Below are 26,268 nucleotides of genomic sequence, written 5' to 3' on the forward strand. Positions count from 1 at the left end.
GACGGCGAACGCCCGTGGCTGACCCGCTCATCACGATGCGCAACGTCACCAAGGTGTATGGCATGGGCGCGACGCAGTTCCAGGCGCTGAAGGGCGTCGACCTCGACATCGAGGCGGGGGATTTCGTCGCAGTGATGGGGCCGTCGGGGTCGGGCAAGTCGACGACGATGAACATCCTCGGCTGCCTCGACGTGCCGTCGGGGGGCACCTTCCTGTTCCGCGGCCATCATGTCGAGGCGCTGGATCGCGACCAGCGGGCGTTGCTACGGCGGCGCTATCTCGGCTTCGTCTTCCAGGGGTTCAACCTGCTCAGCCGGACGAGCGCGCTGGAGAATGTCGAGCTGCCGCTGCTGTATCGCGGCGAGGACAAGAAGGCGCGGCGCGAGCTGGGCATGGCGGCGCTCGCCAAGGTCGGGCTCGACAAATGGTGGGATCACACGCCGGCGGAGCTGTCGGGCGGGCAGCAGCAGCGCGTCGCCATCGCGCGGGCGATCGTGACGCAGCCCGACGTGCTGCTGGCGGACGAGCCGACGGGCAATCTGGACAGCGAGCGGTCGATCGAGATCATGGAATTGCTGACCGACCTCAACCAGAACAGCAACATCACCGTGCTGATGGTGACGCACGAACCCGACATGGCGGCGTTCGCGCGGACCGTGATCCATTTCAAGGACGGACTGGTCGAGCGGATCGAGGCGCAGCATCGGCCGGGCGAGATGCCCGAGCCGGACGAGCCCCTCCCCTTCAGGGGAGGGGTTGGGGTGGGGGAGTCCGGTGTTGGTCTCGGTGAGACATCCACCACCCCCAACCCCTCCTCTAAAGAGGAGGGGCTTTCCTGATGCTCGGCACCACGCTCATCCTCGCGCTGCGGTCGATCCGGCGGCATCTGTTGCGGTCGTTCCTGACCATCCTCGGCATCGTCATCGGCGTCGGTGCGGTCGTCACGATGGTGACGCTGGGCAAGGCGACGACGGCGGCGGTGCAGCAGCAGATCAGCGCGCTCGGCAGCAACATCCTGCAGATCCGTCCCGGGCAGGGCTTCGGCCGGGGCGGCGGCGGGCCGCAGCCGCCCAATTTCAAGCCCGAGGACGTCGAGGCGATCGCGCAGCAGGTCGCGGGCGTCACCGCGGTCGCGCCGCAGGCGAGCGCGTCGGCGACCGCGATCTACGAGGGCGCGAACTGGTCGACCTCGATCAACGGCACGACCAGCGCGTTCCTGACGGTGCAGCCGTGGCCGCTGACGGCGGGGCGCTACTGGACCCCGGCGGAGCAGGAGGCGGGCAAGGCGGTGTGCCTGATCGGCAATACCGTGCGTCAGAACCTGTTCCGTGGCGGTGACCCGATCGGCGCGCGCATCCGGCTGGGTAATATCAGCTGCGACGTGATCGGCGCATTGAGCACGCGCGGGCAGGGCGGCTTCGGCGATCAGGACGATGTCGTCGTCATGCCGATCAAGACCGTGCAGCGCCGCTTCACCGGCAACCGCGACGTGCGGCTGATGCTGGTCGGCGTCGATACCGACTATCAGACCAGCAACGTGCAGGCGGCGATCACCGACCTGCTGCGCGAGCGCCGGCACCTGACCGGGGCGCGCGACGACGATTTCAACATCTTCGACACCAAGCAGATCTCCGACACGCTGACCGGCACGACGACGCTGCTGACCCGCATCGTCGCGGCGGTGGCGGCGATCAGCCTCGTCGTCGGCGGGATCGGCATCATGAACATCATGCTGGTGTCGGTGACCGAGCGGACGCGAGAGATCGGCATCCGCCTCGCGATCGGCGCGGTCGCGCGCGAGGTGCTGTTGCAGTTCCTCGTCGAGGCGGTGGCGCTGTCGTGCCTGGGCGGGGTGATCGGGCTCATCATCGCGCAGGGCGTCATCCTCGCGCTGGTGCCGCTGATGCAGGTGCCCTGGACGTTCGATCCGCAGATCAACCTGATCGCCTTTGCGATATCGGCGGTGATCGGCGTGGTGTTCGGCTATTTCCCGGCGCGGCGGGCGGCGGCGCTCAACCCGATCGACGCGCTGCGGCACGAGTGACGGCGGCGGTAACCGGGACGACTTGAACGCCCTGGCGGAAACGATCGCCGCCTGATCGTCTCGTATCTGGCGGCGATGCGATGGAGGGTAACGGCGGGGGCGTCAGATACGCCGGCGCCGGGTATAGGCCTCGGGCGCGTTGACCAGTTGGCGCAGGCGTTCGAGTTCCTCGGGCGTGTCGACGTCGATCAGCTCCGCCGGGTTCGTCACGACGTGCTTGCCCGCGCGCACCATGTCGCGCGCGCCGGCATCGCCCTCCAGCCGCAGCAGCGCGTCGAAGCGGGCGCGGCCGAAGACGGCGGGGGGCTTGGGGGAACGGCCGTCGCTGGAGGCGACCACCGCATCCTCGCCCTCGGCGGCGTCGAGCAGCGTGTAGATATGCGTCGCGGTGACGCGCGGCATGTCGGCGAGCGCGACGACCACCGCCTTCGCCCCGCGTGCACGCGCGCAATCGACGCCGAGCGCCACCGACCGGCCCATGCCGAGCTGGGGATCGTCGTTATGGACGAGCGTGTAGCCGTGTGCGGCATAGTCGCAGTCCGCCTGTCCGACGACGGCGACGCGTTCCATGAACGGCATGTCCTCCAGCGCGACCGCGACGTGGAGGCCGAGCGGGCGGCCGAGGAAGGGTTCGTCCAGCTTGCTGCCGACGTCGCCCATCCGGCGCGAGCGGCCGGCGGCGAGCAGGATCAGGACGCAATCCCTGGCCGCGATCATGGCCTAGCCGCGATCATGGAAGGCCCCGACCATCGCTGCGGCGATCGACAGCGCGATCTCCGACGGGCCGATCGCGCCGATGTCGATGCCGACGGGGGCGTCGATCCGGTCGATCTGTTCCGCGGACAGGCCGGCGGCGGCGAGGCGTTCGCGGCGCGCGGCATGGCTGCGGCGGCTGCCGAGCGCGCCGACATACGGCGCGTTGGTCGCCAGCGCGGCGATCAGCGCGGGATCGTCGATCTTGATGTCGTGGCTGAGCGTGACGACCGCCGTGGCGGGGCCGGGCCTGAGCGCCGCTATCGCCTCGTCCGGCCAGCGATCATCGAGGGTGACGCCGGGGAAGCGTTCGTCGGTGAGGAAGCGCGCGCGCGGATCGATGACCGTGGTGTCGATGCCGAGCGTGGTCGCCAGCGCGGCGAGCGCCTGCGCGATCTGGACCGCGCCGACGATCAGCAGCCGGCGGGGCGGGTCATAGCGGTTGACGAACACCTCACCCGTTTCGGCCGGCCTGAGGTCGCTGTGGCCGGTGGCGAGATCGGTGGTGACGGTGAGCGCCGCGCCATGGTCGCGCGCCTCGGCGATGCGGTCGAACAGTTCGGGGTCAAAGCCCGCGGCGGAGACGGGCTGCACCATCACCGCGATCTCGCCGCCGCAGGGCAGGCCGACTTCCCATGCCGCAGCGTCCGCGACGCCGTAATGCTTCACCTGAAACGGCGCGCCGGCGATGACGTCGGCGGCGGTCTGCAGGATGTCGCTCTCGACGCAGCCGCCCGAGACGGAGCCCTCGAAGCGGCCGTCGGCGTGGACGAGCATATGGCTGCCCTTCGGCCGGGGGGCGCTGCCCCACGTGGAAACGACCGTCGCGATGGCGAGCGGTTCGTCCTTCCAGTTGCGGGCGGCGGTGAGGACGGAATCGTTTTCGGCCATGAACTCTTCTTCTTTAGTATGCCCGCCGTCACGCCTTGTCAGGCATCATTCCGCCGGACCTGCGCACGCTGATCCGGACGGAACCGGCGCGATCCGGTGAAACGCACCCGATCCGTGCCCGCAACGGGACGGCGCCGATGTAGGGTGCGCCGGTCGCGGGGCAACGGTTCGGGTGCGGATGCGGTCAGACCGCCGGCAGCCCCTCCAGCAGCTTGTCGAGGGTGAGCGGATAGTGGCGGACGCGGACGCCGGTGGCGTTGTAGACCGCATTGCCGATCGCCGCCGCCGCACCGCAGATGCCCAGTTCGCCCAGCCCCTTGGCATGGAGCGGATTGGCCTGGACGTCGCGTTCGTGGAGGAATTCGACCTCCAGCTGCGGCACGTCGGCGTTCACCGGGACGTGATATTCGCCCAGATCGCGGTTGACGATCTTGCCGTTGCGGGGGTCGTGGACCAGCTCCTCGGTCAGCGCGCAACCGATGCCGAAGGTCATGCCGCCGAGGCATTGCGAGCGCGCGGTCTTTTCGTTGAGGATGCGGCCCGCGGTGAACACGCCGAGCATCCGCTTCACCCGCACCTCACCGGTGACGACATGCACCGCGACCTCGGCGAAATGCGCGCCGTAGCTCGCCTGGTTGAAGGTCTTTTCCTGGCTGCCCGGGCTGACCTCGCCGGTCGCCTCCAGCCCGTCGCCGACCAGTTCGGCGAGCGGCACGCTGCGGTTGTCGGCGATGGCGCGGCCGTCCTTGAGCGTCAGGCCGGTTGCGTCGACCTTCATCGCCTTCGCGATCTTGTCGCGGAGCAATTCGCAGGCGAGATAGACCGAGGTGCCCGACGAGGCCGCGCCCCACGATCCACCCGAACCCGCGCCCGGCGGCGCATCGGTGTCGCCAAGGTGAACCGTCACGTCCTCGATCGGCAAGCCGAGCAGTTCGGCGGTGATCTGCCCGAGGATCGTATAGGTGCCGGTGCCGATATCGGTCATGTCGGTTTCGACGATCGCCTTGCCCTGGCCGTCGATGGATACCTTGGCAGCGGACTTGATAAGCATGTTCGACCGCGTCGCGGAGGCGACGCCGATGCCGTACAGCCAGTCGCCGCGCCGGTCGGTGCCCGCCGGCTTGCGCCGCGACCAGCCGAACGATTCGGCGCCCTTTTCGAGGCAGGGGATGAGCAGGCGCGACGAATAGGGCACCTGCTTTTCAGGGTCCTGCTCGGGCTCGTTGCGGCGGCGCAGCTCGATCGGATCGATCCCCGTCGCTTCCGCGAGTTCGTCCATCGCGCCTTCGAGTGCGATCAGGCCGACCGCTTCGCCGGGCGCGCGCATCGATCCCGCCAGCGTCCAGTCGAGCCGGACGATGTCGTGGGTGATGAGCCGGTTCTCGCCCGCGTAGAGGAAGTGCGTGGCGACGCCGGCGGGTTCGAAATAATCCTCGCCCGGCAGGTTCGACACCAGCGTCTCATGCCCGATCGCGGACAATTTGCCCTCGGCATCGGCGCCGAGCCGCAGCCTTTGTTCGGTGTTCGAGCGCCGGACGGTGGCGTCGAAGACCTGCTGGCGCGCCATCACCGCCTTGACCGGGCGGCCGAGACGCTTGGCCGCAATCGCCGCGGCGACGCTTTCGGGGGCGATGCCGAGCTTCGACCCGAAGCCGCCACCGACATAGGCGGCGACGATGCGGACCTTGTCCGCCGCCACGCCGAGCGCCTTGGCGAGCTGCAGCTTGTCCGACGAGGGCATCTGATAGGCGCCGTACAAGGTCAGCGCGCCGTCTTCCCACACCGCAAGGCTGGCATGCGGCTCCATCGCCGCCGAATTCTGGCTGGGCGTGGTGTAGGTGACGTCGATCCGGTGCGCGGCGTCCGCCATCGCCTTGTCGATGTCGCCCTGGCTGTGGTGCGGCGGGATCTGCTGCGCGGCGGGCTTTTCCGCCTCCTCGCGATGCGCGAGGAAGCTGTAGCGGCCTTCGGCGGGGGCATATTCGACCGTCATCTGCGTCGCGGCGTCGCGGGCGGCCTCGTAGCTTTCGGCGATGACGATCGCGATGATCTCGCCGTGATAGGCGACGTTCTCCACCCCTTGCGTCGGCGCGGCGGTTTCGCCGCCCTGCTGCGGGTTGCGGATGAAGCTGGCGTAATCGGTGACGACGTCGATGACGCCGGGCATCGCCTTCGCCCGCTCCGCGTCGAGCGAAATGATCTTGCCGGCACCGACGGTGGCGCGGACGAGATAGCCGTAGGCGAGATTGTCGAGCGAATATTCCGCGGCATAGGTCGCGGTGCCCGACACCTTCTTCGGGCCGTCGATACGGTCGATGGGCTTGCCGACGATGTCCTGCGCCGCCGTATCGAGCAGGCTGTCGGGATGCGCCTTGTTCATGGTGAGCGAATTGGTGTCGCCGCTGCCGAAACCAAACATGCTTATTCTCCCGTCAGATCGCGCAGCGTGGCGATCAGGACCCGCCGCGCGAGCGGAATCTTGAAATCGTTCGAGCCATAGCCCTTGGCGTCGGCCAGCAGCGCGTCGGCGGCGGCGCCGAACACCGCGTCGGACGGGGCCTGCCCGACCAGCGCGGCCTCGACCGCCGGGTTGCGCCACGGCATCGGACCGAGGCCGCCGAAGGCGAGCGCGGCGCTCGCGATCCTGCCGTCCTCGACGCTGACGACGCCGGCGACCGAGACCAGCGCGAAGGCATAGGAGGCGCGGTCGCGGACCTTGCGATAGACCTGCCGGCCCTTCGGCGGCGCGGGCAGCTCGATATGGGTGATGAGTTCGCCCGGCTGGAGCACGGTCTCGATATTCGGAGTGTCGCCGGGCAGGCGGTAGAAATCGTGGATCGAGATGCGGCGCTTGTCGCCGTCCGACGTCTGCGTGATGATCGTCGCATCGAGCGCGCGCATCGCCACCGCCATGTCACTTGGATGGGTGGCGATACACTGGTCGGAGGTACCGAGCACCGCCAGCACGCGGTTGAAGCCGCCGACCGCCGAACAGCCGGTGCCGGGCTCACGCTTGTTGCACGCCATTGCGGTGTCGTAGAAATAATAGCAGCGGGTGCGCTGGAGCAAATTGCCGCCGGTCGATGCCTTGTTGCGGAGCTGCCCCGACGCGCCGGCGAGCAGTGCGCGGCTCAGCACCTCGTATTTCGCGATCACGCGCGGGTCGGCGGCGAGGTCGGAATTGGGGACGAGCGCACCGATGGTCAGGCCGCCATCCTCGCGCTCCTCGATCTCGGCCAAGGGCAGGCGGCTGATGTCAACCAGCTTCTCGGGTGTTTCGACCTGCAATTTCATCAGGTCGAGCAGATTGGTACCGCCGGCGATATAGCGGGCGCCGGAGACGTGGGCGTCGCGGACAGCGGTGTCTGTGGTGTCCGCGCGGGCGTAGGTGAAGGTCTTCATGCGCCGGCCTCCGCCTTGTGACGGAGCGCGACGTCGACGACGCCCTCGGCCTCGGCGACCTCGCGGATCGCATCGACGATATTGGGGTAGGCGGCGCAACGGCACAGGTTGCCGCTCATCCGCTCCGAAATCTCCTCGTCGTCGAAGCGCGGTGCGTCGAGATCGCCGGTGACGTGGCTGGCCCAGCCCTTGCGCACCTCGTCGAGCATGCCGACCGCGGAGCAGATCTGGCCCGGGGTGCAATAGCCGCACTGATAGCCGTCGTGGCGGACGAAGGCGGATTGCAGCGCGTGCAGGTCGTCGGGCGTGCCGAGCCCCTCGATCGTCGTGATCTCATCGTCCTGATGCATCACCGCGAGGCTGAGGCAGCTGTTGATGCGGCGGCCGTTGACCAGCATCGTGCAGGCGCCGCACTGGCCGTGGTCGCAGCCCTTCTTGCTGCCGGTCAGGCCTAGGTGTTCGCGGCACAGGTCGAGCAGCGAGGTGCGGATATCGGGGTCCGCGTCATAGGATGTGCCGTTGATGGTGAAGTGCATGCGCCGCCTCGCGAAATTCGGGTGTCTCGCCCGTGTAGGATCGATGCCCTAACGCGTTCGGCCATGATGGTTTCCGCTTTGCGAATCGCTCTCACTGCCGCGACTCTGGCGTCGGCGCCCGCGCCCGGGCAGGATCGTGGCATGACCAAGCCGCTGTCCCCGCCAATCGTCATCGCCCATCGCGGGGCGAGCGGATCGCGCCCCGAACATACGCTCGCCGCCTATGAACTGGCGATCGATCAGGGCGCCGACGTCATCGAGCCCGATCTGGTGCCGACCAGGGACGACGTGCTGGTCGCGCGGCACGAGAATGCGATCGGCGGCACCACCGACGTCGCCGCGCATCCCGAATTCGCCGACCGCCGCACGACGAAGACGATCGACGGGCAGGTGCTGACCGACTGGTTCGTCGAGGATTTCACGCTCGCCGAACTGAAGACGCTGCGCGCGCGCGAGCGGCTGCCCGCGCTGCGGCCCGGCAACGCCGCCTATGACGGCCGGTTCGCGATCCCGACGCTGGCGGAGATCATCGCGCTGGCGCAGCGGCGGCACGTCGGCATCTATCCCGAAACGAAGCATCCGACCTATTTCGCGCGGATCGGCCATCCGACCGACGTGCCCCTGGTCGCCGCGCTGAAGGCGGCCGGGTGGGACAGTGCGGATGCGCCGGTGTTCATCCAGTCGTTCGAGGTCGCCAACCTGCAGCGCATCCACGCGCTCACCAGCGTGCGGCTGATCCAGCTGGTGGCGGGGCAGGGGGCGCCGGCGGATGGCGCGGCGCCGTCCTATGCGGACATGCTGACGCCCGACGGGCTGCGGCAGGTGGCGCGCTATGCCTGGGGGCTGGGGCCGGACAAGGCGCAATTGTGGGCGGGCGCGGTGCCCACGTCGCTGGTCGCGGACGCACATGCCGCGGGGCTGCGGGTGCATCCCTGGACGTATCGCGCGGAAAATGCGTTTCTGCCGGCGCGGTTTCGCCGCGGGGATGCGCCGAACGCGCATGGCGATGTCGCCGGGGAGATCGATGCGGCGCTGCGCCTTGGTATCGACGGATTCTTCACCGATTACCCGCTAATCGGCGTCGAAGCCCGCCATGCGGCCAAGGATCATCGGTAATGCGTATCGCCCCCCTCGTCTGTCTGCCCCTGCTGCTCGCCACCGGCGGCTGCATCAACACCGCCGCCTCGATCGTGAAGGCGCCGTTCCAGGTCGCCGGCAAGGCGGTCGACTGGACGACGACCAGTCAGGAGGAGGCGGACCGCAACTACGGCCGCAAGATGCGCAAGCAGGAGGCGAAGGAAGGCCGCGAGCGCAAGGAAGCGGCGAAGCAATGCCGCAAGCACCCCGACGACCGCCGCGCGTGCGAATATTCGGGGTATCGCGCCGGATATTGAACGCGGGCCGGAGGGGGGCATTCTTCCGGGTACGCCGGTTGTCTGCTTCGTTGCCGGTTGGGGACGTCCCTGCGCGGGGATGACGGATGGTGGGTGGACATTCTCCGCCCGATCGAACGTCGAGCCGCGCTAGCGGTCCTGCACGACGGTATCGCCAGCGAGTGCCGCCGCCACCGCGATCAGCACTTCGGGGTGGATGTGGACGCCGAGATGGCCGCTGCTGACCTCCACCGCCTCGGCGGTCGGGTCGTGGCAGATGAAGCCGTTGACGAAGCCGTCGCGCGCGCTCCAGATCGCGGTGCAGGGGACGGGAAGCGGCGCGGCGATCGCTTCGCTGCGGGCGATCACCGCGGGGTCGTCGACGCGCTCGCCGGTCGCCCATTCGAACGCGCGCCAGACGTTGGTGGCGCGGCCGCTGCCGGCATAGGGCGAGCTGACCGTCACCACGCGCGCGACCAGTTCCGGGCGGCGATGCGCGACCAGCCGCGCAAGGATGCCGCCGAGGCTGATCCCGACCAATATCACCGGCCCCGCCTCCGCATGCAGCGCCGCGACCCGCGCGATCAGCCGTTCCGCATCCGCGCCGACGCTCTTGACGCCGAGGTTGCGGCCGAGGCCCCAGCCTTCGGCGCGATAGCCGGCGCGTTCGAGGAAACGGCGCAGCACGAGGCTCGATCCGTCGGCGTCGAACAGCCCGGGCAGGATCATCACCGCGCCGCCACGCCCGCGCGGCACCGCCGCCAGCGCCGCGGCGTGGCGCCAGCGCGTCGCCAGCATCCAGGCGACGCGCGGCACCTCGCTCGCCGCCAGCGTCTTGGGCGGCGGTGGCGGCGCGAGGAAGCCGGTGCCGATCCGCGCATGCGGCGGCGCGCGATCCTGCCAGCGGGCAAGGCCGGCGGCGAGGCGGTCTAGAACCATGCCAGCACCGTCACCGGAAACGGCGTCCATCGGCCGATGCGCACGCCGGCGTAGCGGAGGGCGTCGCCCGCCCAGGCGTTGCAGGTGCGGATCGCGTCATAATGGCCGCGCGCGGCGTAGAAGGCGTCGTTGGCGCCATAGCCGCGGTGGCGTTCGCGCGACGGCGACAGGCTGGCGCGGATATAGGCGGCGAGGCGGCGATATTCCTCGGGGCGTAGCAATATGCTGCGGACGGCGCCGTCCGGGCGGGGCGCGGGGACATGCTCGACGTGCAGCAGCGTTGCGTCGCTGCCGCGCGCGGCGGCAAGCACTGTGCGCAGCTTGAGGTCGGCCCAGGTCGCCGTATCGAGGAAGAAGGCGCGTTCGCCCCAGCCGATCGCCAGATGGTCATAAGCGGCATAACGCGGATCGGCGAGGTCCGCTCCCGGTGCGATCCCGCGCCAGTCGACCCCGCCCGCGACCTTCGGAACGACGATGCCGACATGGATGCCGTTCGATTCGACATAGATGCGCACGCCCTCCACCGGTGGCCGCCAGCCCGCATTCGCCGGCAGCGCGCCGCCGACGAGGCCCGCGACGCCATAGCCACCGATCAGCACCGCCAGCACCAGCGCGCACCGGCCCAGCCAGCGGACGCAACGGCGCAGCAGGATCATGGCAGGGGCATCACTTGGTATCATTCGAAACCTTATGCTAGGCCATGGCCATGGCAGATGAATCGCACGCTCTCGATACGCCCCCGGCCGGTGCCGCACCCGACTGGACGATCGACCAGGACTGGCAGCATTACAGCGCGGAGGATCACGCGACCTGGGATACCCTGTTCGCGCGCCAATCCCAACTGCTTCCCGGCCGTGCGTCGGACGCCTATCTGCGCGGGCTCGACGTGCTCAAGCTGTCCAAGCCCGGCATTCCCGATTTCGCCGAACTGTCCGAACGGCTGATGAAGCTGACCGGGTGGCAGGTGGTGGCGGTGCCGGGGCTGGTGCCGGACGACGTGTTCTTCGACCATATGGCCAACCGGCGCTTCGTCGCGGGCAATTTCATCCGGCGGCCCGATCAGCTCGACTATCTGCAGGAACCCGACGTCTTTCACGACGTGTTCGGCCATGTGCCGATGCTCGCCGATCCGGTGTTCGCCGATTATCTGGAAGCCTATGGCCGCGGCGGACAGCGCGCGCTGGGGCTGGATGCGCTGAAATATCTCGGGCGGCTCTATTGGTATACGGTGGAGTTCGGGCTGATCCGCGAGGGCGACGACCTGCGCATCTATGGCTCGGGCATCGTGTCGAGCTTTGCCGAAAGCCGTTTCGCGCTGGACGATCCGAGCCCGAACCGGATCGGCTTCGACATCGCGCGGGTGATGCGGACCGAATATCGGATCGACGATTTCCAGCAGAATTACTTCGTCATCCCGAGCTTCGACGAATTGCTGCGGGTGACGGTGGAGACGGACTTCGCGCCGCTGTACGAAGAGCTGAAGGCGCAGGAGGACATTCCGGTCGCGGCGATCGTCGCCGGCGACGCGGTGCTGACGCAGGGGACGCAGGCCTATGCGCGCCGCAAGGCGCGGGGCTGACGGATCAGGTCACAGGTCCAGCGCCCAGCCGTCGCGGCCGTTGGGATCGAAGGGGGCGGTGGGGACGTAGCGGGTCGCGCCGGCGGTGAGGCGCAGGACGGTCCAATCGCCACGGCGGTCGATCGCGTCGAGCGTGCAGCCGCAGGCGGCATAGGCCGCGACCACCGTCTCGCGTTGCGTTTCGAGTAGGCCGGCGAGGACGATCGTCGCGCCGCCATCGGCGATCGCGGCGAGTTCGGGCGCCATCGACACCAGCGGGCCGGCGAGGATGTTGGCGATGACGAGGTCGAAGGGGGCCTGTGCGTCGATATCGGGATGGCGCGCGCCGTCCGCGACGAACAGGTCGACCCCCGCCACGGCGTTCAGCGCCGCATTCTCGCGCGTCACGTCGACCGCGACCGGGTCGATGTCGGTGGCGATCACCCTTGCCTCGGGCCAGAGGTCGACCGCGGCGAAGGCGAGCAGGCCGGTGCCGGTGCCGACGTCGATGACGCTGGCGAAACGCTTGCCCGCCGCCTCCAGCCCGTCGAGCATCGCGAGGCAGCCGCTGGTCGTGCCGTGATGGCCGGTGCCGAACGCCTGCCCCGCCTCGATCAGGAAGGCGCGGCCGCCCGCCGGCACGTCGACGGCATGCGTGCCGGTGTGGACGACGAACCGGCCCTCGCGGATCGGCTCGAGCCCCGACTGGCTCATCGTGATCCAGTCCTCGTCGGCGAGGCGGACGACCAGCGGATCGGTTGCCGACGCGCTCGGCACCAGCGCGTGCAGCTGCGCGAGCAGCGCGCCATCGGGCTCATGCTCCATATAGGCGTCGAGCCGCCAGCGTTCGACGTTGTCCTCCACCTCCTCGGTGGTCATCAGCACCGCGTCGATCGCGAGGTCGGACGCGCTGTCGATCGCCTCCGCCTCGGCACGGGTGCAGGGCAGGGTGACCTTCCACGATTCAGCGGACATAGCTGGCTCCGTTGACGTCGAGCACCGCGCCGGTCATCGATGCGGGCGCGTCCAGCGCGCAGAAGCGCGCGACCGCGGCGACTTCTTCGGGGTCGGCGACCTTGCCGAGCGGGATGTCGGCGAGCAGCTTGTCGCCGCCGCGGCTGGCGAGATAGTCGTCGGCCATGCCGGTCATGGTGAAACCGGGGCAGATCGCGAAGGCGAGGATGCCTTCGCCGGCATAGCCGCGCGCGATCGTCTTGGTCATCGCAACCATGCCCGCCTTTGCGGCGGCATAATGCCAGTGTGCGGGGCTGTCGCCGCGATAGGCGGCGCGGCTGGCGATGTTGACGATGCGGCCGCCGGTGCCGCGTGCCTGCCAGTGGCGCACCGCGAGGCGGCACAGTTCGGCGGAGGCGGTCAGGTCGATCCGCAGCGTCCGCTCCCAGTCGGCGACCCAGTCGTCGTGCGGCCGGTCGAGCGGGTTGGCCTCGAAGACGCCGGCATTGTTGACGAGCACGTCGATCGTGCCGCCGGCGCGGTCCAGCGCGGCGTCCCACAGGGCGCGCGGCGCGGCGGGATCGGCGAAGTCGGCGGCGATGCCGCTCTGCGTGCCATGGCCGATGACCGAAGCGCCCGCCGCGGTGAGCGTGTCGAAGATGGCCGCGCCGATGCCGCGGCTCGATCCGGTGAGGAGAATGGACATGGCCGCGGCATTAAGCGGGCAGGGACGGCGCGCAACCCCCCATCCGTCGCGCGGGGGTCAGCCGACGCTGGCGGAGAAGCTGTCGGCCGAGGCGCGGAGCTGGCCCAGACGATCGCCGACCTCGCCGAAGCCGGCGCCGAGGCTGTCGATCTCCCCCGCCACCGCCTGCGTGTCCGCCCGGATCGCGTCGATCGTCTGCGACATGGAATCCGCCGCCAGCGCGGTTTCGTCGACGGCGGCGGTGATCGCGGTGACGGTGTGCGCCTGCGCCTCCATCGCGAAGCGGATGCGGTCGGCCGACCCCTGCACCTCGGCGACGGTCGCCTTGATGCTGGCGTTGGTCGCGACTGTGGTGCGGGTCGCATGCTGGATCGCGGCGATCTTGGCGGCGATGTCGTCGGTGGCGCGCGCGGTCTGGTTGGCGAGGCTCTTCACCTCCTGCGCGACTACCGCGAAACCGCGACCGGCATCGCCCGCCCGGGCGGCCTCGATCGTCGCGTTGAGCGCGAGCAGGTTGGTCTGTCCGGCGATGGCACGGATCAGGCCGAGGATCGATTCGATCGAATGGGCGTGGTCGCTCAGCAATTCGCTCGCCCGGACCGCATCCTGCGCATGTTCGCTGGCGCGGGTGGCGATGGTGGCGGCCGAATCGACCTCGGTGCGCGCATCCTCGATCGCGCGGATCAGGCCGGCCGCGGTCTGCGCCGCCTCGCGCATGGCGAGCGCGGACTGCTCGGCGGCGGCGGCGACCTGGCTCGCCTTGCCGAGCACGTCGCGGGTCGAGGCGGAGGCGGCGTTCGCCTGCACGCGGATGCGCGCGCCGAGCGTCGCCGCCCCCTCGATCGAGGTCGCAATGCTCTCGCGGAACGCCGCGGAGCGGGTCTGGCGCTCCTCGCGCGCCGCCTCCGCCTGCATGGTCGCGAGATGGCCGGTCATCAGGTCGGATTCGACCAATGCGGTGCGCTGCACGCCGTCGAACAGGCGCAGCAGGCGCTTCGTGTCGCCCGCGCAGCGCGGTTCCAGCGTCGCCATGGTGAAGCTGTGCGACTGCGCCAGCGCCGCCTGCAGGCATTGCAGCGGCACGCCCGATTGCGCCGCCTGTTCGGCGTGGCGGATCGCGACGTCGACCCAGGCCTCGTCGAACGGGCCATTGTATTTGAGGAAGGCGTAATGCGCGCTGTCCTGGATCCGCCGTTCCAGCCGGTCGGCGGTGAAGATGTGCCGGATCCCCCGGGTGGCGGGCAACGACAGATAATGTTGCCAGAAGCGGCTGGCGATCCGGTGATAATCGTCCGCGTCGAGCAGCGTGCAGATGTCGCGGCACGCCTCGGCGATAAGCCCGTCGCGGTCATATTCGCCGAGATGTTCGACGATCGTGCGTCTTGCCGGCGTCACCGCCCCCAACGGCAATGCTTTGGCCATGCGTTCGTCCTTCCCGTCCTCACGCCGCGACCTTGGCGACGAATTCGCCGGCGCTGGTCTTGAGGGTGTTCAAGCGCCCGTCGAGCCGGTCGAACCCGCGGCCGACATTGTCGATCTCGGCGGCGACCGTCTCGGTATCCTCGCGGATCGCGGCGATCGTGCTCGACATCGAATCGGCGGCAAGCGCGGTTTCGTCGACGGCGGCGGTGATCGCGGTCACCGTCTGCGCCTGTGCCTCCATCGCATAGCGGATGCGGTCGGCGCTCTCCTGCACCTCGGTCACCGTCGCCTTGATGCTGGCGTTGGTCTCGACCGTCGAGCGCGTCGCGGACTGGATCGAGGCGATCTTGGCGGCGATGTCGTCGGTGGCGCGCGCGGTCTGGTTGGCGAGGCTCTTCACCTCCTGCGCCACCACTGCAAAGCCGCGACCGGCATCGCCCGCGCGGGCGGCCTCGATCGTCGCGTTGAGCGCGAGCAGGTTGGTCTGTCCGGCGATGTCGCGGATCAGGCCCAGGATCGATTCGATCGACTTGGCGTGGTCGCTCAGCGCCTCGGACATGCCGACCGCGTTGGTCGCCTGGACGGAGGCGCGGCTGGCGATCTCTGCCGCGGCCTCGACCTCGGTGCGCGCATCCTCGATCGCACGGATCAGGCCGGCGGCGGTCTGCGCCGCCTCGCGCATCGCGACGGCGGATTGTTCGGCGGCGGCGGCGACCTCGCTCGCCTTGCCCAGCATGCCGCGCGCCGAGCCGGAGCTGCGCTCCGCCTGTTCGCGCAGCGTATGGCCTTCGTCGGTGGCGGTTTCGACCGCGGTGGCGATGCCTTCGCGGAATTCGGCGGACAGCCGTTCGCGGGCGATGCGGGCGTTGTAATCGGCGAAACCGGCGAACAGCTCGACGGTCAATTCGGTTTCCATGCCGAACAGGCGCATCAGCGCGTCGACCAGCCCGGCCTGGCGCGGATCGTCGGCCGGCACCCGCCCCATCAGCGCCTTCAGCGCGGCGCGATCGCTGGCGCAGGACATCGCCAGCACCTCCATCGTCGACACGCCGGCGGCATAGGCCGCGGCGACCGAGCGTTCGAGCGATTCGACCCAGGCGCGGCCGTCGAGGTGGCAGCAGCGGTTGCGCAGATAGGCGACGCCCGCCGCGATCCGCCGTTCGGTTTCCAGCGGCGTCCATTCGGCCGCGCCGGGATTGGAAACCCGCCAGTGCGACCAATAGGCCTCGACGATTTCCGGTGCGGCGGGTTCGATGATCGCCCACAGTTCGGCGGCGCGCCCGAGCAGCGTGTTCTCGCCGCCGTCGAACGCCGTGATGCGACTCTGCAGATCCACGGAGGCCGCGATGCTGGTCGGCGGGGGCAGAACGATATCGGGCAAGTGCGTCTCCGGCGATCGATGGGCATGGGCAACGGGCATGGGTTCGTGCCTGTTGGTAAGCGTCGCTGGTTAACGTGAAGTTAGAGCAGGCGCCTGCGATCGATGCGTCGTTCCGGCGCGGACGATCCGGCCGGATGCGAGGATGCCGTGACGTTACAGGAGGTTGCGGCAGCGAATCGCGCGGGGCGCGGCGACGCGGAGGGCGGCGTGTGCCACGCCGGCCGGTCGGCTGCGGGCCGGCGGCGGTGCCGTGTCGCGGGACGGGCCGGGTCGCGCGAAAGGGGGATACCGGACCCCGCCAGGATGGTCATCGACTGGCGGGGCCCGGTCCGGGTCGTATCAGGGTCGTATCGTCCGGGCTTAGCGCAGCGCCAGCTGCGTCCCGCGCACCGCGCCCTTGGCGTCGGCGGTGCGGAAGGACACCGGCACGCCACCGGCGGTCCCGGTCACGCGATTGCCGCGAACGACGAGGCGGAACGGCGCGCCCGACGGATAGCGACGGCCGCTGATGACCTGACGGTCGTTGGCGACCGAGGTCGTGTAGACATAGGTCTGTCCCTCGTGCTGGAACGACCGTTCGCCCTCGCGTGCCATACCGATGGTCGAGGTGAGGGTGGCCGCAACGGTGGCCAGAATAGCAATGGTCTTGCGCATGATCGTCTCCCGCAATTGTGTGCGTCGAGCCAGATCAGGTCCTTCCCAACTTTCGAGTGCGGCGGATATTGCAGTGCAGCATGACGATCAAATGCAAAGCGGCCAGCCTGCGAATGCATTTACTGCAATCGGGCGTCGCGTCCCGGCGCTGGCACAGTTCTGCGACATCTCGCGCGTAGGGCATGTCCGGGGGCGAGGAGCATGACGTGTCGGACGCTGCCATCGCTTTGCACAGATTCGGTCTCGGCGCGCGGCCGGACCAGCCGCTCGCGGACGATCCCCGCGGCTGGCTGACCGCGCAGATGGCACGCTATCGCCCGGCGCCGCCGCCGGTCGCCGCGGCCCCGACCAGCGCGGCGGTGGCGACCGATCTCGTCGCCTATCAGGCCGAACAGCGCACGATCCGCCAGACGATGGGCGCGCCGACTCCGTCGTCGGGGCCGGAACCGTTGATGGCGGGGCAGGCGATGCAGCCCGCGGCGGTCCCGCCGGCGCGCGACGCCCGGATGGCGGCGCGGCAGGCGGCGCGCCGCGTCGCGCAGGATCGCTACGTCGCGCTCGTCGGCGCGCGCACCGCCGCCGCGGTCGCCACCGACACGCCGTTCGCCGAGCGGCTCGTCCATTTCTGGTCGAACCATTTCGCCGTCTCCGCCGACAAGCTGGAGCTGGTCGGCCTCGCCGGCACGCTGGAGATGGAGGCGATCCGCCCGCATGTGATGGGCCGCTTCGCCGACATGCTGTTCGCGGTCGAGCGGCATCCGGCGATGCTGCTCTACCTCGACCAGGCGGTGTCGGTCGGTCCCGACAGTCCGCTCGGCGCGCGCATCGCCGGGCGCGGCCGGCGCAAGGTCGGGCTCAACGAGAATCTGGCGCGCGAGATCATGGAACTGCACACGCTCGGCGTGCGCACCGGCTATACCCAGGCCGACGTCACCGAATTCGCCCGCGCGATGACCGGCTGGACGGTCGGCGGCATCGGCGGCGGTCCCGGCGCGCGTCTTGCCGGAGAGGCGACGCCGGGCAGCTTCGTCTTCGCCGCGGCGATCCATCAGCCCGGCGCGCGGACGATCATCGGCAGGACCTATCCCGAAGGCGGCGAGGCGCAGGCGCCGGCGGTGCTCGCCGACCTCGCGGTGCATCCCGCCACCGCGCGCCATGTCGCGACCAAGCTCGCCCGCCATTTCGCCGGCGACACGCCGCCGCCGGCGATGGTCGCGCGGCTGGAGCGGGCGTTCCTGTCGTCGGGCGGCGACCTGCCGACCGTCTATCGCGCGCTGATCGCCTCGCCCGAGGCGTGGACGCCTGCGCCGGCCAAGTTCCGCACGCCGTGGGAATGGACGATCGCCACCTATCGCGCGCTCGGGCTGGCGGAGGTGCGGCCGCAGACGGTGCTCGGCCTGCTCAACCAGCTCGGCCAGCCGGTGTGGAAGCCGGGGCAGCCGATCGGCTACGACGACACCGCGCCGTCATGGGCCGGCCCCGATGCGATCATGCGCCGGGTCGAGGCGGCAGAGCGCTTCGCCGCGCGGTCGGGCGCGAGCATCGACGCCCGCGCGCTCGCCCCCCGGCTGTTCCCCGCCGCGGTGTCGCCCGCGACGACGCAGGCGCTCGCGCGTGCCGAAAGCCCGGGGCAGGCGCTCGCGCTGCTGCTGGCATCCCCCGAAATGATGCGGAGATAATCCCATGGACCGTCGCGCCTTCATCGCCGCCGGCCTGCTCGGCAGCTTCGCGCCCCGGATCGCCTTCGCCAGGGCGGCGACCGCGAAGCGCTTCGTCTTCGTCATCCAGCGCGGCGCCGCCGATGGGCTCGGCACGATCGGGGCGATCGGCGACCCCGCCTTCGTCGGCGCACGCGGCGACCTCGCGGCGGACCTGACCGCGGGGACGAAGCTCGACGCGATGTTCGCGCTGCACCCGGCGATGGCCAATGCCGCCGGCCTGTACGGCAAGGGACAGGCGCTGTTCGCGCATGCCATCGCCTCGCCCTATCGCGACCGGTCGCATTTCGACGGGCAGAACGTGCTCGAGACGGGCGGGACGGGCGCGTATCAGCTCAAGGACGGCTGGCTGAACCGGCTGCTCGGCGTCGTGCCGACCGACGATGCGCGCGCGATCGCCATCGCGGCGACCGTGCCGATGGCATTGCGCGGGCGACGCGAGGTGGCGAGCTATGCGCCCTCGTCGCTGCCCGACGCCTCCGACGACCTGCTCGCGCGAGTGACGCAGCTGTATCAGGGCGATGCGCAATTGCATGCCCTGTGGGGCGAGGCGCTGGCGACGCGGCAGCTGACCAGCGACCTGGCGCAGGACAATGGCCGCAACGCCGCCGCCACCGGCGCGCTGGCGGCGCGGCTGCTCGCCCCCGCCAACGGGGCGCGGATCGCGATGATCGAGACCGGGGGCTGGGATACGCATGCGGGCCAGCGCGGGCGGCTCGCCGCGCAGCTCAAGGGGCTCGATGCGATGATCGGCGCGCTGCAGGCGGGGCTCGGCCCGGTGTGGGACGATACGCTGGTGCTGGTCGCGACCGAATTCGGCCGCACCGTCGCGGTCAACGGCACCGGCGGCACCGATCACGGCACCGGCACCGCGGCGATGCTGTTCGGCGGCACGGTGAAGGGCGGGCGGGTGGTGGCCGACTGGCCCGGCCTCGCCGCCGCCGATCTGTACGAGGCGCGCGACCTGAAACCGACGATGCAGCTCGACGCGTTCATCGGCGGCGCGGTGGCGAGCCACTTCGCGGTCGATCCCGCCCGGGCGATGGCGGCGCTGTTCCCCGCCAGCGCGCGGACTGCGGCGTCCGGGGGATTGTTGCGCAGCTGATTTGAACCCGCCCCCGTTGTGGGGTAGAGCGCGGCGCTTTTGCCGAACGGACGCTCATGACGCTTTACACCCGCTTCGCCGCGCATGTCGCGACGGCTCTCGACACGCTGACCGCCGCCGGCACGCTGCCGGACGGTCTCGATCGCAAACACGTGACGGTCGAGCCGCCGCGCGACGTCACCCATGGCGACCTCGCGACCAACGCCGCGATGGTGCTCGCCAAGCCCGCCGGCATGAACCCGCGTGCGCTGGGCGAGGCACTCGCGGCCGAACTCGGCAAGCTGGACGACGTCACCACGGCGAGCGTCGCCGGCCCGGGCTTCATCAACCTGACGCTGACCGATGCCGCGTGGCGCGACGAACTGACGCAGATCGACGCCGCCGGTGACGATTACGGCCGCTCGACGCTGGGGCAGGGGGTGACCGTCAACGTCGAATATGTCTCGGCCAACCCGACCGGACCGATGCACATGGGCCATTGCCGCGGCGCGGTGGTCGGCGATGCGCTGTCCAGCCTGCTCGAATTCGCGGGGCATACGGTCATCCGCGAATATTACGTCAACGATGCCGGCGGGCAGGTCGACGTGCTCGCCCGCTCCGCGCACCTGCGCTACCGCGAGGCGCTGGGCGAGACGATCGCGATCCCCGAGGGGCTGTATCCCGGCGACTATCTCGTCGGCATCGGGCAGGAACTCGCCGCCGAATATGGCGACCGCTACGTCGCGGCGCCCGAGGGCGAATGGCTCGCGCTGTTCCGCACCCGCGCGGTCGCGGCGATGCTGGTGATGATCAAGGACGACCTCGCGCTGCTCGGCATCCACCACGACCTGTTCTCGTCGGAGGCCGAGCTGCAGGCGGCGGGCAAGCCGGAGGCGGCGGAGGCGGAATTGCGTGCGCGCGGCCTCGTCTATGACGGCGTGCTCGAAGCGCCGAAGGGCGAGACGCCGGAGGATTGGGAGCCGGTCGAGCTGCCGCTGTTCCGCTCGTCGCAGTTCGGCGACGACCAGGACCGGCCGATCAAGAAGTCGAACGGGCAATGGACCTATTTCGGCGCCGACCTCGCCTATCATTTCCAGAAGAGCCAGTCGGCCGACCAGCTGATCGACATCTGGGGTGCCGATCATGCCGGCACCGTCAAGCGCATCGTCGCGGCGGTCGCGGCGCTGACCGGCGGCAAGACCCGGTTCGACGTCAAGCTCGTGCAGATGGTGCGGCTGCTGCGCGGCGGCGAGCCGGTCAAGATGTCGAAGCGCGCGGGCAATTTCGTGACGCTCGCCGACGTGGTGCGCGAGGTCGGCAAGGACGTGGTGCGCTTCACCATGCTGACCCGGCGCTCGGACGCGCAGATGGACTTCGACTTCGCCAAGGTGGTGGAGGCGTCGAAGGACAATCCGGTCTTCTACGTCCAGTACGCGCATGCGCGGATCGCCTCGCTGCACCGCCGCGCGGGTGAGGCGGGGATCGCCGCGGGGGCGGCCGACCTGTCCCGGCTTGACACGGAGGAGCTGGCGCTGGTGAAGCTCGCCGCGCAATTCCCGCGTGTCGTGGAAACCGCGGCGACGGCGCGCGAGCCGCATAGAATTGCGTTTTATCTCTATGACTTGGCCGCCGGTTTCCATGCCCTGTGGAACGTCGGCAACGACCGCCCCGACCGCCGTTTCCTGGTGGTCGAGGACCATGATGCGACGCGTGCACGTCTGTTCTTGGCGACGGCGGTCGCACAGATTATCCGTAACGGGCTGAGCATCATGGGTGTGGTCGCGGTTTCGGAGATGAAGTGATGGCGGACGACATGGACCTGCGTGAGGAGGACCGGCTGCCGTGGCTCGAGACCGTCGAGCCCGACGAGGATCGCGGCGCGCCGGTCGGCAAGGTGATCGCGCTGGTCGTTCTCGGCCTCGCGGTGCTCGCGGCGATCATCTACGGCATCTACGCGCTGCAGGCGCGGCAGGCCGCCGACGGCCAGCTGATCGCGGCGCAGGCGGGCGACTATAAGGTCAAGCCCGACGATCCCGGCGGCCTGAAGGTCAAGGGCGAGGGCGATGCTGCGATCGCGACCAGCGACGGCAAGGCGGGCAACGGCTCGATCGACCTCAATGCGGTGCCGGAAAAGCCGGTCGAGGGCCGCCGCGTCGCCCCGAGCGCGAAGCCGTCGGCGACCGGCGGCAGCAACGCCGTCGCGCAGGTGCCGGCATCGGGCGGGCGCCTCGTCGCCGCGGAGCCGGTGACGGTGCAGCGCAATCCGTCGGCGAATGCGGCGGGCAGCGGATCGCTGGTCCAGCTCGGCGCCTATCCGACGCAGGCGGCGGCGGACACGGCATGGAACGGCTTTTCGAAGCGGTTCAGCTATCTCGCCCCGCTCGGCAAGTCGGTCCAGTCGGTCGCCACCGGCGGTCGCACGTTGTACCGGCTGCGCGTGAATGCGGGCAGCGCCAATCAGGCCGCCGACATCTGCGGTCGCCTCCGCGTCGCCGGCGAAAGCTGCTTCGTCGCGAGCTGAGGCAATCCATCCGGGTACGGGGGGCGGGCCTTGCGCAGCCCCCCGTTCCGGGAAGGAATGGCGCATCGTTCGCGGTACGCCCGAACTAGCGTCGCCCCCGGCAACCGGCTAACCACGCGGCCATGAAGCCCGTCATCTTCGGCATCGCCGGCCTCGCGCTCACTCCCGACGAGCGCGCCTTCTTCGCCGCGGCGGAGCCCGCCGGCTATATCCTGTTCAAGCGCAACATCGAGACCCGCGCACAGGTCAGGGCGCTGACCGATTCCCTGCGCGACCTGACGGGGCGGGCGGACCTGCCGATCCTGATCGATCAGGAGGGTGGTCGCGTCGCGCGGATGGGACCGCCGGAATGGCCGGCCTTTCCCGCGGGACCGGCGTTCGACGCGCTCTATCAGAAGGCGCCGATGTCGGCGATCCAGGCGATGCGCGCCAACGGCCAGTCGCTCGGCCTGATGCTGTCCGAGGTCGGCATCACCGTCGATTGCGCGCCGATCGTCGACGTCGCGCAGCCCGATACGACCGAGGCGATCAGCTGCCGCAGCTATGGCAGCGAGCCGATGCAGGTCGCCGCGCTGGGCCGGGCGATGCTCGAAGGGCTGGCGGCGGGCGGCGTCGTCGGCGTGGTCAAGCATATGCCCGGCCACGGCCGTGCGCGCGTCGACAGCCATCACCTGCTGCCCACCGTCACCGCCGACGCCGCCGCGCTGGAGGTCGACCTCGAACCCTTCCGCACGCTGGCGCACGCACCGATGGGGATGACCTCGCACATCGTGTTCGAGGCATGGGATCGCGAACGCCCGGCGACGCTGTCGCCGATCGTCATCGACCGGGTGATCCGCGGCGCGATCGGCTTCGACGGGCTGCTGATGACCGACGATATCGACATGAAGGCGCTGTCCGGCACCGCCGGCGACAAGGCGGCGGGCGCGATCGCCGCGGGGTGCGACCTCGTGCTCGACTGCTGGGCGCGGATGGACGAGATGGTGGCGATCGCCGACCGGCTCGGCCCGATCGGCGAGGCCGCGCGCGCGCGGCTCGATCGCGCGATGGCGAGCGTCGGCGCGCCGACGGGCGATTTCGCCGAACTGATCGCCCGCCGCGACGCTTTCCTCGCGCTCGCCTGATGGGATGAGCGCGCCCGAACAGCTGACGCTCGATCTGGACGGCTGGGAAGGGCCGCTCGACCTGCTGCTGACGCTCGCGCGGTCGCAGAAGGTCGACCTGCGCCACATCTCGATCCTCGCGCTGGTCGAGCAATATCTGCGCTACATCCACCAGCGCCAGACGGTGCAGCTGGAGGTCGCCGCCGATTATCTGGTGATGGCGGCGTGGCTCGCCTATCTGAAATCGGCACTGCTGCTGCCGTGCGATCCCGGCGTCGAACCCGACCCCGAGGAACTGGCACTGCGGCTGCAAATCCGGCTCGAACGACTGAACGCGATGCGCGAGGCGGGTGCGCGGCTGATGGCGCGCGACCGGCTGGGCCGCGACGTCTTCGTCCGGCGCGCGCCCGAAGGGCTGCGGGTGGTGCGCCGCGCCCGCTGGCAGGCCGACATCTACGAACTGATCGCCGCTTATGGCCGGGTCAGCGCGCGCACCCGGCCGGTGATGCACGTCGTCGCCGACCGCGAGGTGATGACGCTGGAGGCGGCGCTGGAGCGCGTGTCGCGGCTGGTCGGCAGCCGCCTCGACTGGGCGACGCTGGACAGTTTCCTGCCCGACGGGTCGGGGCGGCTGCGCACGTCGGCGCTCGCCTCGTCCTTCCTCGCCGCGCTGGAACTCGCCAAGCAGGGCAAGGTCGAGCTGCGCCAGCATGCGCCCTTCGCGCCGCTCTATGTGCGGGCGATCGGATGAGCCCGCCCGACGCCGACGTGCGCGCGGTCGAGGCGCTGCTGTTCGCCGCGCCCGAGCCGATGAGCGTGGAATCGATCCGTGCCTATGTCGGCGACATCGACGTGCGCGCCGCGCTCGCCCGGCTGGAACGGGATTATGCCGGCCGCGGCATCGCGCTCGTCCGCCGTGGCGAACGCTGGCACTTCCAGACCGCGCCCGACCTCGCGCATTTGCTGCGCCGCGAATCCGACGAGCCGCGCCGGCTCAGCCGGGCGGGGATCGAGACGCTGGCGATCATCGCCTATCACGAACCCGTCACCCGCGCGGAGATCGAGGCGATCCGCGGGGTGCAGACCGCCAGGGGCACGCTCGACGTGCTGATGGAGGCGGGCTGGGTGCGCCCGGCGGGGCGGCGCGAGGTGCCGGGACGGCCGCTGATGTTCGCGACGACGCCGGGCTTCCTCGCGCATTTCGGGCTGGCGAGCCGCCGCGATCTGCCGGGCGTCGACGACCTCAGGGCGGCGGGACTGCTCGATCCCGTCGACGTTGCATTGGAAGGTGCGCTGGACGCCGCTTTGGAGGTGGAAAAGGCTAGCGATAGCGACTAGATGGAACGGCATTCTAGGAGATATGCCATGGGCAGCTTCAGCCCGATCCATCTGCTCGTTCTCGCCGTCGTTGCGATCCTGCTGCTCGGTGGTGGTCGATTCTCCAGCCTGATGGGCGACGTTGCCAAGGGCGTGAAGAATTTCAAGAAGGGCATGGCCGAACAGGACGACGACGTCCCCGCCAAGCCCGCGCCCCGCATCGAGGCGAAGAAGGCGGCCGAGCCCGCGTTCGACCGCGACGGCGAGCGCGTCCGCGACGACCGCTAAACCAGACCCGATACAGAGCTATAGCGCCCGATGTTCGGCGTCGATTCGTCCGAATTCCTGCTGATCGCCATCGTGGCGCTCGTGGTGATCGGACCCAAGGATCTGCCCAAGGCGATGCGGGTGGTCGGCTATTGGGTCGGCAAGGCGCGTGGCGTCAGCCGCTCGTTCCGCCAGGGCTTCGACAATATGGTCCGCGAGGCCGAGCTGGAGGAGATGGAGAAGCGCTGGGCCGCGGAGAATGCGCGGATCATGGCGGAACATCCCGCCTCCTCCGACGCCGAATCGCTCGCCGCCGCCGAGCCGGTCGCCGACCAGCCCCCGCCGGAACCTGGGCCGGAACCCGAGCCGGAACCCGAGCTTCACGCGCCGGTGATGGTCGAAAAGCCGGTCGTGGCGCCCGCACCCGACCACCAGCCGGCCCCGCGCCCCGATAGCACCCCGTCATGAGCGAACCCGAGATCGAAAACGAGATCGACGCCAGCCGTGCGCCGTTGCTCGATCACCTGATCGAGCTGCGCCGGCGCCTGCTCTATTGCATGGCCGCGCTCGTGGTCGCGTTCGGCGTCAGCTATTTCTTCGCCGAGGATATCTTCGCCTTCCTCGTCCAGCCTTTGCTGTCGGCGGGACAGAAGACGGTGATCTACACGCAGATCTTCGAGGCGTTCTTCGTCAAGGTGAAGGTCGCGTTCTTCGCGGCGATGATGATCTCCTTCCCGGTGATCGCCAACCAGCTCTGGCAGTTCATCGCGCCCGGCCTGTACCGCAAGGAAAAGCGCGCGCTGCTGCCCTTCATCCTCGCGACGCCGGTGCTGTTCATCGGCGGCGCGGCGCTGGCCTATTATATGGCGATCCCGATGGCGCTGCATTTCCTGCTGAGCTTCCAGGGCAATGTCGGCGGCGTCCAGCAGGAGGCCCTGCCGGCGATCGGCAACTACCTCTCCTTCGTCATGCAGTTCCTGTTCGCCTTCGGCCTCGCCTTCCTGCTGCCGGTGCTGCTGATGCTGCTGGAGCGGGCGGGGATCGTGACGCGCCAGCAGCTGATCGCGGCGCGGCGCTATGCGATCGTCGGTGCGACCGCGATCGCGGCGGTGCTGACGCCGCCCGACCTGATGAGCCAGGTGCTGCTCGCGGTGCCGCTGATCCTGCTCTACGAGGTGGCGATCATCGGCATCTGGTTCACCGAGCGCAAGCGGCAGAAGGACGCCGGTACCGACATCGTCGAGGCGTGACGCGCACGCCGTCGGTAGACGGCGGACGACGGCGCACGGCATGAAAAAAGCCCCCGCTCTTGCGAGCGAGGGCTTTCCAGCCGGGTGAGGCGAAACGCGCTTACTTGGCGTCGTCGGCCGTCTTGGCGACGGTGCTGCCGGCGGAGCTCACGTCCTTGCCGACGCCTTCGACCGTGTTGCAAGCGCTGACCATGAGCGCGCCGGCGACGACGACCAATCCGAGAACCTTACGCATAGAACCTCCTGATGCATGAATGCCGGGGATGAAATGTTCGGCACGGCCATTCGTTCCGGCTGCGCAACCCATCGATCAGGCCGGACCGGCAGTTCGCCGCCGTCATGCGATATCGCTGAAACGTAGAAGGCCCGAAAGCATCACCGGGGGGGGGGGGGGG

At 69.7% G+C, this 26,268-nt stretch carries 29 protein-coding genes; 16 read left to right on the plus strand and 13 right to left on the minus strand.

The window, feature by feature from the left end:
• Positions 1-35 precede the first annotated feature (35 nt).
• Complete coding sequence (locus AC1RTO_RS01410) at positions 36-839, plus strand: ABC transporter ATP-binding protein (protein WP_493160306.1); 804 nt, start codon at positions 36-38, stop codon at positions 837-839.
• Positions 839-2,044: an ABC transporter permease gene (locus AC1RTO_RS01415; RefSeq protein WP_493159183.1), complete on the plus strand. Its 1,206-nt coding sequence runs from the start codon at positions 839-841 to the stop codon at positions 2,042-2,044. The genes AC1RTO_RS01410 and AC1RTO_RS01415 overlap by 1 nt, the downstream gene beginning before the upstream one ends.
• A gap of 102 nt (positions 2,045-2,146) precedes the next feature.
• Here AC1RTO_RS01415 and AC1RTO_RS01420 read toward each other — a convergent pair whose 3' ends face one another.
• From AC1RTO_RS01420 to AC1RTO_RS01440, 5 genes are all read right to left on the minus strand, one after another.
• Positions 2,147-2,761 carry a nucleotidyltransferase family protein gene (locus tag AC1RTO_RS01420; protein WP_493159184.1) on the minus strand — a complete coding sequence of 205 codons (615 nt, stop codon included), beginning with the start codon at positions 2,759-2,761 and terminating at the stop codon, positions 2,147-2,149.
• Positions 2,762-2,764: 3 nt separating this feature from the next.
• Entirely contained in the window at positions 2,765-3,688 is a 924-nt protein-coding gene (locus AC1RTO_RS01425; protein ID WP_493159185.1) for an XdhC family protein, read from the minus strand.
• Positions 3,689-3,872: 184 nt separating this feature from the next.
• Positions 3,873-6,107 (minus strand): xanthine dehydrogenase family protein molybdopterin-binding subunit, encoded by a 2,235-nt coding sequence (locus AC1RTO_RS01430; RefSeq protein ID WP_493159186.1) that lies wholly within the window; start codon positions 6,105-6,107, stop codon positions 3,873-3,875.
• A gap of 2 nt (positions 6,108-6,109) precedes the next feature.
• Positions 6,110-7,090: an FAD binding domain-containing protein gene (locus tag AC1RTO_RS01435; protein ID WP_493159187.1), complete on the minus strand. Its 981-nt coding sequence runs from the start codon at positions 7,088-7,090 to the stop codon at positions 6,110-6,112.
• Positions 7,087-7,626, minus strand: a complete 540-nt coding sequence (locus AC1RTO_RS01440) for a 2Fe-2S iron-sulfur cluster-binding protein (protein ID WP_493159188.1) — start codon at positions 7,624-7,626, stop codon at positions 7,087-7,089. Before AC1RTO_RS01440 ends, AC1RTO_RS01435 begins: the two co-directional genes overlap by 4 nt.
• Positions 7,627-7,767: 141 nt before the next feature.
• Here AC1RTO_RS01440 and AC1RTO_RS01445 point away from each other — a divergent pair, with 141 nt between their 5' ends.
• Both AC1RTO_RS01445 and AC1RTO_RS01450 read left to right on the plus strand, forming a co-directional pair.
• Positions 7,768-8,742, plus strand: coding sequence for a glycerophosphodiester phosphodiesterase (locus AC1RTO_RS01445; protein ID WP_493159189.1), 975 nt, complete (start codon positions 7,768-7,770; stop codon positions 8,740-8,742).
• On the plus strand, positions 8,742-9,020 hold the full coding sequence (locus AC1RTO_RS01450) for a hypothetical protein (RefSeq protein ID WP_493159190.1): 279 nt from the start codon (positions 8,742-8,744) through the stop codon (positions 9,018-9,020). Before AC1RTO_RS01445 ends, AC1RTO_RS01450 begins: the two co-directional genes overlap by 1 nt.
• A gap of 129 nt (positions 9,021-9,149) precedes the next feature.
• Here AC1RTO_RS01450 and AC1RTO_RS01455 read toward each other — a convergent pair whose 3' ends face one another.
• Entirely contained in the window at positions 9,150-9,938 is a 789-nt protein-coding gene (locus tag AC1RTO_RS01455) for an alpha/beta fold hydrolase (RefSeq protein ID WP_493159191.1), read from the minus strand.
• Positions 9,929-10,594: a TIGR02117 family protein gene (locus AC1RTO_RS01460; RefSeq protein ID WP_493159192.1), complete on the minus strand. Its 666-nt coding sequence runs from the start codon at positions 10,592-10,594 to the stop codon at positions 9,929-9,931. Before AC1RTO_RS01460 ends, AC1RTO_RS01455 begins: the two co-directional genes overlap by 10 nt.
• A 50-nt stretch (positions 10,595-10,644) precedes the next feature.
• On the opposite strand from AC1RTO_RS01460, the gene phhA reads away from it, so the two are divergent.
• On the plus strand, positions 10,645-11,517 hold the full coding sequence (phhA, locus tag AC1RTO_RS01465; protein WP_493159193.1) for a phenylalanine 4-monooxygenase: 873 nt from the start codon (positions 10,645-10,647) through the stop codon (positions 11,515-11,517).
• Between the two features lie 9 nt (positions 11,518-11,526).
• Here phhA and AC1RTO_RS01470 read toward each other — a convergent pair whose 3' ends face one another.
• The 5 genes from AC1RTO_RS01470 to AC1RTO_RS01490 form a co-directional block, all read right to left on the minus strand.
• On the minus strand, positions 11,527-12,471 hold the full coding sequence (locus AC1RTO_RS01470; RefSeq protein WP_493159194.1) for a 50S ribosomal protein L11 methyltransferase: 945 nt from the start codon (positions 12,469-12,471) through the stop codon (positions 11,527-11,529).
• A complete protein-coding gene (locus tag AC1RTO_RS01475) occupies positions 12,461-13,156 on the minus strand; it encodes an SDR family NAD(P)-dependent oxidoreductase (RefSeq protein WP_293877766.1) in 696 nt (231 codons plus the stop codon). The genes AC1RTO_RS01470 and AC1RTO_RS01475 overlap by 11 nt, the downstream gene beginning before the upstream one ends.
• Positions 13,157-13,213: 57 nt before the next feature.
• Positions 13,214-14,578: a methyl-accepting chemotaxis protein gene (locus AC1RTO_RS01480; protein ID WP_493159195.1), complete on the minus strand. Its 1,365-nt coding sequence runs from the start codon at positions 14,576-14,578 to the stop codon at positions 13,214-13,216.
• A 19-nt stretch (positions 14,579-14,597) separates the two neighbouring features.
• The gene (locus AC1RTO_RS01485; protein WP_493159196.1) at positions 14,598-15,959 is read right to left on the minus strand and encodes a methyl-accepting chemotaxis protein; all 1,362 of its coding nucleotides are present in this window, start codon (positions 15,957-15,959) and stop codon (positions 14,598-14,600) included.
• A 360-nt stretch (positions 15,960-16,319) separates the two neighbouring features.
• Entirely contained in the window at positions 16,320-16,613 is a 294-nt protein-coding gene (locus AC1RTO_RS01490; protein WP_293876641.1) for a hypothetical protein, read from the minus strand.
• Between AC1RTO_RS01490 and AC1RTO_RS01495 the strand changes: the two genes are divergently transcribed.
• The 11 genes from AC1RTO_RS01495 (at position 16,612) to tatC (ending at position 25,873) form a co-directional block, all read left to right on the plus strand.
• A complete protein-coding gene (locus tag AC1RTO_RS01495; RefSeq protein ID WP_493159197.1) occupies positions 16,612-16,818 on the plus strand; it encodes a hypothetical protein in 207 nt (68 codons plus the stop codon). The genes AC1RTO_RS01490 and AC1RTO_RS01495 overlap by 2 nt on opposite strands.
• 1 nt (position 16,819) lies before the next feature.
• Positions 16,820-18,292, plus strand: coding sequence for a DUF1800 domain-containing protein (locus AC1RTO_RS01500; protein ID WP_493159198.1), 1,473 nt, complete (start codon positions 16,820-16,822; stop codon positions 18,290-18,292).
• A 4-nt stretch (positions 18,293-18,296) separates the two neighbouring features.
• Entirely contained in the window at positions 18,297-19,436 is a 1,140-nt protein-coding gene (locus tag AC1RTO_RS01505) for a DUF1501 domain-containing protein (RefSeq protein ID WP_493159199.1), read from the plus strand.
• Positions 19,437-19,492: 56 nt separating this feature from the next.
• Positions 19,493-21,217: an arginine--tRNA ligase gene (gene argS, locus AC1RTO_RS01510; protein ID WP_493159200.1), complete on the plus strand. Its 1,725-nt coding sequence runs from the start codon at positions 19,493-19,495 to the stop codon at positions 21,215-21,217.
• Positions 21,217-21,936 carry an SPOR domain-containing protein gene (locus AC1RTO_RS01515; RefSeq protein ID WP_493159201.1) on the plus strand — a complete coding sequence of 240 codons (720 nt, stop codon included), beginning with the start codon at positions 21,217-21,219 and terminating at the stop codon, positions 21,934-21,936. Before argS ends, AC1RTO_RS01515 begins: the two co-directional genes overlap by 1 nt.
• 122 nt (positions 21,937-22,058) lie before the next feature.
• Positions 22,059-23,060: a glycoside hydrolase family 3 N-terminal domain-containing protein gene (locus AC1RTO_RS01520; RefSeq protein ID WP_493159202.1), complete on the plus strand. Its 1,002-nt coding sequence runs from the start codon at positions 22,059-22,061 to the stop codon at positions 23,058-23,060.
• Between the two features lie 4 nt (positions 23,061-23,064).
• Complete coding sequence (locus AC1RTO_RS01525; RefSeq protein ID WP_493159203.1) at positions 23,065-23,790, plus strand: segregation and condensation protein A; 726 nt, start codon at positions 23,065-23,067, stop codon at positions 23,788-23,790.
• Positions 23,787-24,377 carry an SMC-Scp complex subunit ScpB gene (gene scpB, locus AC1RTO_RS01530; protein ID WP_493159204.1) on the plus strand — a complete coding sequence of 197 codons (591 nt, stop codon included), beginning with the start codon at positions 23,787-23,789 and terminating at the stop codon, positions 24,375-24,377. Before AC1RTO_RS01525 ends, scpB begins: the two co-directional genes overlap by 4 nt.
• 27 nt (positions 24,378-24,404) lie before the next feature.
• Positions 24,405-24,644: a twin-arginine translocase TatA/TatE family subunit gene (locus AC1RTO_RS01535; protein ID WP_293876655.1), complete on the plus strand. Its 240-nt coding sequence runs from the start codon at positions 24,405-24,407 to the stop codon at positions 24,642-24,644.
• Positions 24,645-24,674: 30 nt separating this feature from the next.
• Positions 24,675-25,091 (plus strand): Sec-independent protein translocase protein TatB, encoded by a 417-nt coding sequence (gene tatB / locus AC1RTO_RS01540; protein WP_493159205.1) that lies wholly within the window; start codon positions 24,675-24,677, stop codon positions 25,089-25,091.
• A complete protein-coding gene (tatC, locus tag AC1RTO_RS01545) occupies positions 25,088-25,873 on the plus strand; it encodes a twin-arginine translocase subunit TatC (RefSeq protein ID WP_493159206.1) in 786 nt (261 codons plus the stop codon). Before tatB ends, tatC begins: the two co-directional genes overlap by 4 nt.
• Positions 25,874-25,973: 100 nt before the next feature.
• Here the strand turns inward: tatC and AC1RTO_RS01550 are convergent, their stop codons facing one another.
• A complete protein-coding gene (locus tag AC1RTO_RS01550) occupies positions 25,974-26,108 on the minus strand; it encodes an entericidin A/B family lipoprotein (RefSeq protein WP_293876661.1) in 135 nt (44 codons plus the stop codon).
• Between the last annotated feature and the right edge of the window lie 160 nt (positions 26,109-26,268).

It is taken from the genome of Sphingomonas sp. GW821-FHT10F09 (genome assembly GCF_058809195.1).